Origin of the sequence: Schaalia georgiae DSM 6843, assembly GCF_000429245.1 — a bacterium.
Taxonomy (GTDB): domain Bacteria; phylum Actinomycetota; class Actinomycetes; order Actinomycetales; family Actinomycetaceae; genus Pauljensenia; species Pauljensenia georgiae.
Genome location: NZ_AUBM01000018.1, coordinates 1 through 7,373, shown reverse-complemented (window position 1 = coordinate 7,373; position 7,373 = coordinate 1). Strand labels below are relative to the sequence as shown.

The following is a 7,373-nucleotide window of genomic DNA, read 5'->3' as shown; positions in this document are numbered from 1 at the left end:
GGCGCGCACAGTGGACTCGCCGAAGTCGAAGAGCACTCCGTCTTGCAGCGTGATCGTCGTCCCGCACGACTCCACCGGCTTGAGCGACCCGACCGATGGGAAGGGGCCGACCTTGCCGACGGGCGGGAGGGGATCGGCGGGCACGGTCGTCGTCCCCGCCGGCGACACGACCTGGGCACTGCCGTTGCCGAAGTTGTTGATCGTCAGGCCGGAGGGGTCGCTGTAAGTGCCCGCGCCCTTCCCGTCGTTGTTGTAGGAGACCCCGGTGATCGAGTTCGCGTAGCTGCCGTCGCCGTTGCTCCCCACGATCACCGACTCCCCCGTGGTGGAGTTGGTGTAGGTGCCCGACATGTCGATGTTCACCACGACCTGCAGGGAAGTTGAGCTGTAGGTCCCCGACCCGTCGCCCTGGACGGTGATCGTCTCGCCAGTGTCGGAGTTGGTGTAGGTCCCCGATCCGTCGCCTCCGTAGACGATACTGACAGGGCCCTCGTTGACGATCCCGGACCCGTCGCCGTTGTTCACCGCCTGCGAGCCGGAGCCGTTGTTGCTGATGGCGGATCCGTTCCCGCCCAGGATGGTGTTCCCGCCGTTCGTGATCATCCCCGACCCGTCGCAGGCGGCGGGGGCCACGGTGATTCCGGGCACCGAGGCGATGGTGGTCGCAGTGTCGATGACGGCCTTGTCGGCGTTCCGCGCGAAAACCCCGATCGGGGGGACCGAGAACAGGGGGATGGGCGGGATCTCGCCCGGCTTGTACCCTGGAACGGTCGGCGCCGAGGCCGCAGTGGTGCTCGCGGCCGGCGCGGGGGCCGCGGTCGTGGCGGATTGCTGGCCGCCCGAGGGCGGCTGCGCGGTGTTGCCGGAACAAGCCGACAGGGCGAGGGCGGTGGCCGCTGCGATCGCTGCGGCGCCGACCCGGCGGCCGGTGGTGGAGGTGGACATAGTGCGTGTTCCCCTCGGTGTCAGCGGCCCTGTGCGACCTTGTTCTCCGCGCCGGTGTCCGACGTGATCTGCGGGGCGGCCCCCTGGGCGTAGTAGACCTCGTTGTCGGAGCCGCTGAAGCTCACGCGCTGGGCGGAGTTTACGTGGATGTCGTTCTCCGACCCGTTCACCTTGATCTCGGTGACGTCGCCTCCGGTGATGTCGACGTTCGAAGCGTTCACGACAACGGTCTTCGTCCCGGAGGGGAGGGTCACGGTCGTGTTCGATTCGCCGACCGTGTAAACGCCGTCGCCGCTGAGGGCGTTGCCTGCGGCCTCAGCGGCGTTGCCAGCGGCCTCTGCGGCGGAGCTGGCGGCGTTGCCGGCGGCCTCTGCGCCCGATCGTGCGGCGTTGCCCGCGGCCTCTGCGCCCGATCGCGCGGCGTCGGCGGCGGCGCTCGCCGCGGACGAGGCGGCGTCCTGGGGGGTGGCGTTGTTGTTCCCGCAGGCGCTCAGGGCGAACCCTGCGGCGGCTACGATGGAAATGCTGGCGAGGGCTGCGAGGGGGCTCTTGCGAATGGACATGGTCTCTCCTCCAATGGGGGTGCGATGAGATTTACCTGGAGGAAGGGTATCCCAACGGGTAAGCGTGCGAGCGTTAGTTGTGGGCAAACCTCGGGTGGAGTCAGGGTTTCCCCGGGGGGATCGTCCCGTATCGCGGAACAGGGGCCAAGGGGGTGTGCCGTCGCGGCGGGAGCGGAGGGTCCCGGCCGTTGGGCGCCGTCGCGGTGTGAGCGGGGCCGGTCCCGTGAACGCCGTCACGGCGGGTGTGAGCGGGGGCGAAGATGTGGGAGAATCGGAGTATGACCTACAAACTGGTGCTGCTCCGCCACGGCGAGAGCGAATGGAATGCGAAGAACCTCTTCACCGGTTGGGTTGACGTTCCGCTGTCGGACAAGGGCCGCGCGGAGGCTACCCACGGTGGTGAGCTCCTCAAGGAAGCGGGCGTCACCCCCGACCTCCTGTTCACGTCGATGCTGCGTCGCGCGATCATGACCGCGAACCTGGCCCTCGACGCCGCCGACCGCCACTGGATCCCCGTTGAGCGCGACTGGCGCCTCAACGAGCGCCACTACGGCGCTCTGCAGGGGAAGAACAAGAAGGAAATCCGCGACGAGTACGGCGAGGAGCAGTTCATGCAGTGGCGCCGCTCCTACGACGTGCCGCCGCCGCCCATCGAGGCCGGGAGCGAGTTCTCCCAGGACACCGATCCCCGCTATGCCGGCGAACCCATCCCCGCCACCGAGTGCCTCAAGGACGTCCTCGAGCGCTTGCTGCCCTACTGGGAGGGCACCATCGTTCCCGCGATCAAGACGGGGAAGACTGTTCTCATCGCCGCGCACGGGAACTCGCTGCGCGCGATCGTCAAGCACCTCGACGACATCTCCGACGACGATATCGCCGGGGTCAACATCCCCACCGGCATTCCGTTGGTCTACGAACTCGACGAGCAGACCCTCAAGCCCGTGAAGAAGGGCGGCACCTACCTGGATCCCGAGGCAGAGGCGAAGATCGCCGCGGTCGCGAACCAGGGCAAGTGACCTGCTGAGACAGGGGAGCGCACTCCCCTCGTAGCGGCCCCCTGTGGCGCTACTGGTCCCCCGCAGCATCGCTGCGGGGGACCAGTCGTTGCTCCTTTGTTCCCCTGGTAAGACCCAGCGCGCCTCCGAGGCGGGCTGCCGGGGGACCGTCGTTGTCCTACACGATGATGCGGGGGGCGCCTCTGCCCGATGCGGGGGGCGGTCCCCTGCCCGTCGTGGTTCCGGGTCCTCTGCTCCGCCGCGCTTAGACCAGCGCTGTGATGACCGCGTACACGAAAACGGCGATCGCTCCGGCCAGGCCGAGGGCGCCGATGTACTGGACGGGGATGTAGAAGACGCTGTGCTGGTTGCGCAGGGTGGAGCGCGCCTCCGCGTACTGCTGGGCGACGGTCTGCGCGACGAACGCCTCGGCCTCGGCCTGCGAGGAGGGGGCGACGCCGGGGGAGATCTGCAGCGTCCCCTCGTTCATGCTGGCGAGGAGGCGTGTGCGCACCTCGTCGGCGTGGGCCCGGGCCTTCGTCTCCGCGCCCACGACGTTGAGCCGCCAGCCGAGGGCGAAGCAGATGAGGCCGGCCACCGCCAGCATCGTCGCTATCGCGAAGTGCGCGTCCTTGGCGATGGACCACGTGTTCCCATTCGCGGTCCCGCCGGTGATGTTGGCGACCAGGGTGCCCACGAGGCCTCCGCCGACCGCTGCTACGAACAATATGGGTAGACCCCATCCTCTCCAAACAATCATGGGTCCAGGCTACCGGAGCGGGGTTTGCGGGCACTAGCCCCTCCCGTGTGATCCCGACCGTGCGGTCGGCCCGCCCGGGCGGGGACGGCGCGGGTGGTGCGGCGGGGCGCACGCGGGGGCCAACTGGTAGAATAGGACTGCTATTCATACACATCGCAGGAGTTCGCACATGTCCTTCGAGATCGGCCAGACGGTTGTCTACCCGCACCACGGTGCTGCCACTATCGAAGAGATCACGGCCCGTTCGATCCGGGGCGTGGAGAAGACGTACCTCAAACTCCGTGTGAACCAGGGCGACCTGACCATCGAGGTCCCCGCCGACAACGTCGACCTGGTGGGCGTGCGCGACATCGTCGACGAGGACGGGCTCGAGGAGGTCCTCTCCGTCCTGCGTGCCCCCTACGTCGAGGAGCCCACCAACTGGTCCCGGCGCTTCAAGGCCAACCAGGAGAAGATCGCCACGGGCGACATCGTCAAGGTCGCCGAGGTGGTCCGCGACCTCACGCGCCGCGACGACTTGAAGAAACTCTCCACCGGTGAGAAGCGCATGCTCACGAAGGCCCGCGGGATCCTCACCTCCGAGCTCGCCCTCGCCCGCGGCATCGACAAGGCCGATGCCGCCGCCCGGCTCGACGGCATCCTCGCCGAGGGGCGCATCGATGAGGCGGACTTCGACGCCGAGTGAGCCGCCTCGTCGCCGTTCTCACCGCAGCGGGGTCTGGCTCCCGACTCGGATGCGAGGGGCCGAAGGCACTCGTCCCGTTGGCGCACCGCCCCCTGCTGTGGTGGGCTGCGCGCGCCCTCGCTGAAGCCGGGGCCACGACCATCGTCGTCACTGCCCCCGCCGGTGCGGTCGGCGGCTTCCGCAGTGCCCTGGAGGGCGTCGGAGCCGAGGTGGTGGTGGTCGCGGGGTCCGGGGCTTCGCGCCAGGCCTCGGTGGCCAACGGGCTCAGGGCATTGCCCTCCTTGGATGCCGACGACGTGGTCCTGGTCCACGACGCCGCCCGGCCGCTCACGCCGCCCGCGATGATCCGCCGCGTCGCCGACGCGGTGCGATCCGGGTGTGACGCCGTCATCCCCGTCGTCCCCGTCGCGGACACGGTCAAGGTCGTCGTCCCACTCGCCGGGGGCCTCGGCCTGGTGGAGAGGACGCTGGACCGCAGTTCCCTGGCGGCGGTCCAAACCCCCCAGGGTTTCACGTGGCACACCCTGCGCGACGCCCATAGGGCGGGTGCCGCGCGCGCTGCGGACGAGGGGGCCGCCGCCACCGACGACGCCGGCCTCGTCGAGGCGCTGGGGATCGCGGTCCACACGGTGGCGGGGGATCCGGCCGCCCTGAAGATCACGCGCCCGGCGGACCTGGTCGTGGCGGAGCATCTGGCCGCCCGTGCCCGGACGGGCGGCCGGTGAGTCCCCGCCCGCCTTTCCCTACAAAATTTAAAACAAGTGCTGCTCCCGTGGTAGGTTTTCCCCATAATCCACGCTGGCGCCCCGACGGCGGCGCCCGGCAGTCGAGGAGGAGTCCCATGGCCACCAGCGCCCCATCCGCCCAGCAGACCGGGGTCATCAACCGCCGCGTCGTCGAATGGGCAGCGTGGGACTGGGGGAGCGCGGCGTTCAACGCGGTCGCCACCACCTTCGTCTTCATGACCTACCTCACTTCCGACGGGGTCTTCGCCGACTCCGGGACCGCCAACTCGTGGGTGAGTGCGGGTATGACCGTAGCCGGCCTGATCATCGCGCTCCTGGCTCCCATTACGGGCCAGCGCGCCGACCGGCGCGGCAAGGGCGGCGTCTGGCTCGGCTGGTTCACCGGGGCAGTGGTGGCTTGCCTGTTCGCCATGTACTTCGTGCACCCCGCCTCGGTACTGGGGCCACGGGGGTCGCTCGTGCTCGGCATCATCCTGCTGGGCCTGGGCAACGTGTTCTTCGAGTTCGCCTCGGTCAACTACAATGCGATGCTCAACCACCTGGGCACCAAGGAGAACCGTGGCAGGATCTCCGGTTTCGGCTGGGCGGCCGGGTACATCGGAGGCATCGTACTGCTCCTGGTGCTCTACGTGTGCCTCATCGGGAACAACCTGCTGGGGGTGAGCACCGAGGACCACCTCAACATCCGTGTTGCGATGCTGGTCGCTGCCCTGTGGTTCGGAGGGTTCGCCATTCCCGTGATCCTGCGCCCGCCCCTGCCGAAGAACCCCCGCCACGACGGCGCCCGCGAATCCATCGTGGACTCCTACAAGCTCCTGTGGAAGACAGTGGTCACCCTGCACAGGGAGGCGCCGCACAGCCTCTTCTTCCTCATCGCCTCCGCCGTGTTCCGCGACGGACTGGCCGGGGTGTTCACTTTCGGCGCCGTTCTCGCCAAGAGCGCCTTCGGTTTCAGCGCGGGCAGCGTCATGCTCTTCGCGATCGCCTCCAACGTCGTCGCGGGCCTGGCCACTGCGGCCTTCGGGTTCCTGGACGACCGGATCGGTCCGAAGAAGGTCATCATCGTCTCGCTCAGCGCGATGGTCCTGGCAGGCTTCGGCGTGTTCGCGCTGCACAGCCGGGGCGCCATCGTGTTCTGGACGCTGGGCCTGGTGCTCTGCATCTTCGTGGGGCCCACCCAGTCCGCGTCGCGCTCCTTCCTCTCGCGCATCATCCCCGAGGGCCGCGAGGGAGAAGTCTTCGGACTCTACGCCACCACGGGCCGGGCAGTGTCCTTCTTGGCGCCCGCCATGTACTGGGTGTCCCTGGCGATCGGCAGCGCCATCACGCCCGCCGACCAGGACCACACCTACTGGGGGATCCTCGGAATCATGCTCATCCTGCTGGTCGGCCTGGCGCTGACGATCCCCGTCAAAGCGGACCGGGCGACCCTGGACCACATGGAGTGAGGGACGGATTCAAGCGCGTCACGGGAGCGCGCCCTCCCCGCAAACAATGTCACGCCCTCCTGCATCTAACCCCATGGTCCCGTAGCGTCCGAGGCGCCGGTGCTCCGGGGCGGCCCTCCCCGTCCGGTTGGCGAAGCGCCACGGCGGATCAGCCAGAACAGTCTGGAAACCGCCTTCAGGGTCGATAATATGAGGTGCGGTCATCGTGGTGCCTCCAATGATTTCGAGTCAGAAGCAGTGAGCTTTCTCGAAGGATCGCACGGTGACCGCACCCACAACGATCAACAGGCCGACCACCACGCGGTTACACCACTATGCGGGGCACTGCTCCTCAGGCGCTCCGCACCACGAGGGCGCTCGCCAGTGCCGCCAGTCCCTCGCCCCTGCCCGTGAAGCCGAGGTGGTCCGAGGTCGTCGCGGACACCGACACGGGCGCCCCGAGGACCGCGCTCATCCGCGCGCCCGCCTCGGGAAGGCGGGCCGCCATGCGGGGGCGGTTCCCCACGACCTGCACGGTGGCGTTGCCGATGCGCCACCCGGCGGCCTCGGCCATGCGCGCCACCTCCCGAAGGAACGCCTCGCCGGATGCCGCCGCCCACTCGGGCCGGTCCACGCCGAAAACGGAACCCATCTCGCCCAGGCCGGTGGCCGCGAGCACCGCGTCGCACACGGCGTGCGCAGCCACATCCCCGTCCGAATGGCCTTCCAGCGGCACCTCGCCGGGCCACTCCAAGCAGGCGAGCATCATGACTCGGCCGGGCCGGGCGGCGACGGACTCAGCGGAGGCGAAAGCGTGCACGTCGAGCGCCTGGCCGACGCGGAAGGGGACGGGGGAATCGCTCATAGGTCCAGGGTAGACGCAGCTGTTCCCCCTCGCCCGCGCCGGCTCACGCGCCCCTGGGGGTGATGGCGACGATCCCCCGGGGCGTCACGCCCACGTACAGGTCGTCGAATGCCAACACCCCCGCGCTCACGTCCTGGGAGGGATCGAGGCGCACCAGGTACCCCTCCTTCACAGCGACGAAGTAGAAGCGCCTGACCTCTTCGGGTAAACCGCCCGGGGTCTGTGTGCGAGTCTCCGGGTAGAACAGGACCGAGGCGTCCGGCGAGGCCGAGAAGGGGGTCTTGACCCAGCACGGATCCTCCTCGTGTCCTTGGAAGCGCCCGTAGGCGCTGCGTACCCGGTCGGAGATCAAGTCCACGGAGGAATCCCCGAAGGTCAGCGTGCGGC

The 7,373-nt window shown here is 68.9% G+C and carries 8 protein-coding genes and 1 pseudogene; 4 read left to right on the top strand and 5 right to left on the bottom strand.

The features are described 5' to 3' along the window. A partial coding sequence (locus G447_RS11405; protein WP_034476874.1) for a hypothetical protein occupies window positions 1-945 on the bottom strand: 945 nt, incomplete at its 3' end. Between the two features lie 20 nt (window positions 946-965). Beyond that, entirely contained in the window at window positions 966-1,508 is a 543-nt protein-coding gene (locus G447_RS0108475; RefSeq protein WP_026430735.1) for a DUF3060 domain-containing protein, read from the bottom strand. A gap of 278 nt (window positions 1,509-1,786) precedes the next feature. On the opposite strand from G447_RS0108475, the gene G447_RS0108470 reads away from it, so the two are divergent. After that, window positions 1,787-2,524, top strand: a complete 738-nt coding sequence (locus tag G447_RS0108470; RefSeq protein ID WP_026430734.1) for a phosphoglyceromutase — start codon at window positions 1,787-1,789, stop codon at window positions 2,522-2,524. A gap of 244 nt (window positions 2,525-2,768) precedes the next feature. Here G447_RS0108470 and G447_RS0108465 read toward each other — a convergent pair whose 3' ends face one another. Further along, the gene (locus G447_RS0108465; protein WP_243442345.1) at window positions 2,769-3,230 is read right to left on the bottom strand and encodes a hypothetical protein; all 462 of its coding nucleotides are present in this window, start codon (window positions 3,228-3,230) and stop codon (window positions 2,769-2,771) included. A 202-nt stretch (window positions 3,231-3,432) separates the two neighbouring features. On the opposite strand from G447_RS0108465, the gene G447_RS0108460 reads away from it, so the two are divergent. The 3 genes from G447_RS0108460 (at window position 3,433) to G447_RS0108450 (ending at window position 6,142) form a co-directional block, all read left to right on the top strand. Continuing rightward, on the top strand, window positions 3,433-3,948 hold the full coding sequence (locus G447_RS0108460) for a CarD family transcriptional regulator (RefSeq protein ID WP_005872534.1): 516 nt from the start codon (window positions 3,433-3,435) through the stop codon (window positions 3,946-3,948). Continuing rightward, complete coding sequence (gene ispD, locus G447_RS0108455) at window positions 3,945-4,673, top strand: 2-C-methyl-D-erythritol 4-phosphate cytidylyltransferase (protein ID WP_026430732.1); 729 nt, start codon at window positions 3,945-3,947, stop codon at window positions 4,671-4,673. The genes G447_RS0108460 and ispD overlap by 4 nt, the downstream gene beginning before the upstream one ends. A gap of 116 nt (window positions 4,674-4,789) precedes the next feature. Beyond that, window positions 4,790-6,142: an MFS transporter gene (locus G447_RS0108450; protein WP_026430731.1), complete on the top strand. Its 1,353-nt coding sequence runs from the start codon at window positions 4,790-4,792 to the stop codon at window positions 6,140-6,142. A gap of 331 nt (window positions 6,143-6,473) precedes the next feature. Here the strand turns inward: G447_RS0108450 and ispF are convergent, their stop codons facing one another. Next, window positions 6,474-6,986, bottom strand: a complete 513-nt coding sequence (gene ispF, locus G447_RS0108445; protein WP_026430730.1) for a 2-C-methyl-D-erythritol 2,4-cyclodiphosphate synthase — start codon at window positions 6,984-6,986, stop codon at window positions 6,474-6,476. A 43-nt stretch (window positions 6,987-7,029) separates the two neighbouring features. Then, window positions 7,030-7,373: pseudogene (locus G447_RS12400) on the bottom strand (hypothetical protein); the annotation flags it as partial.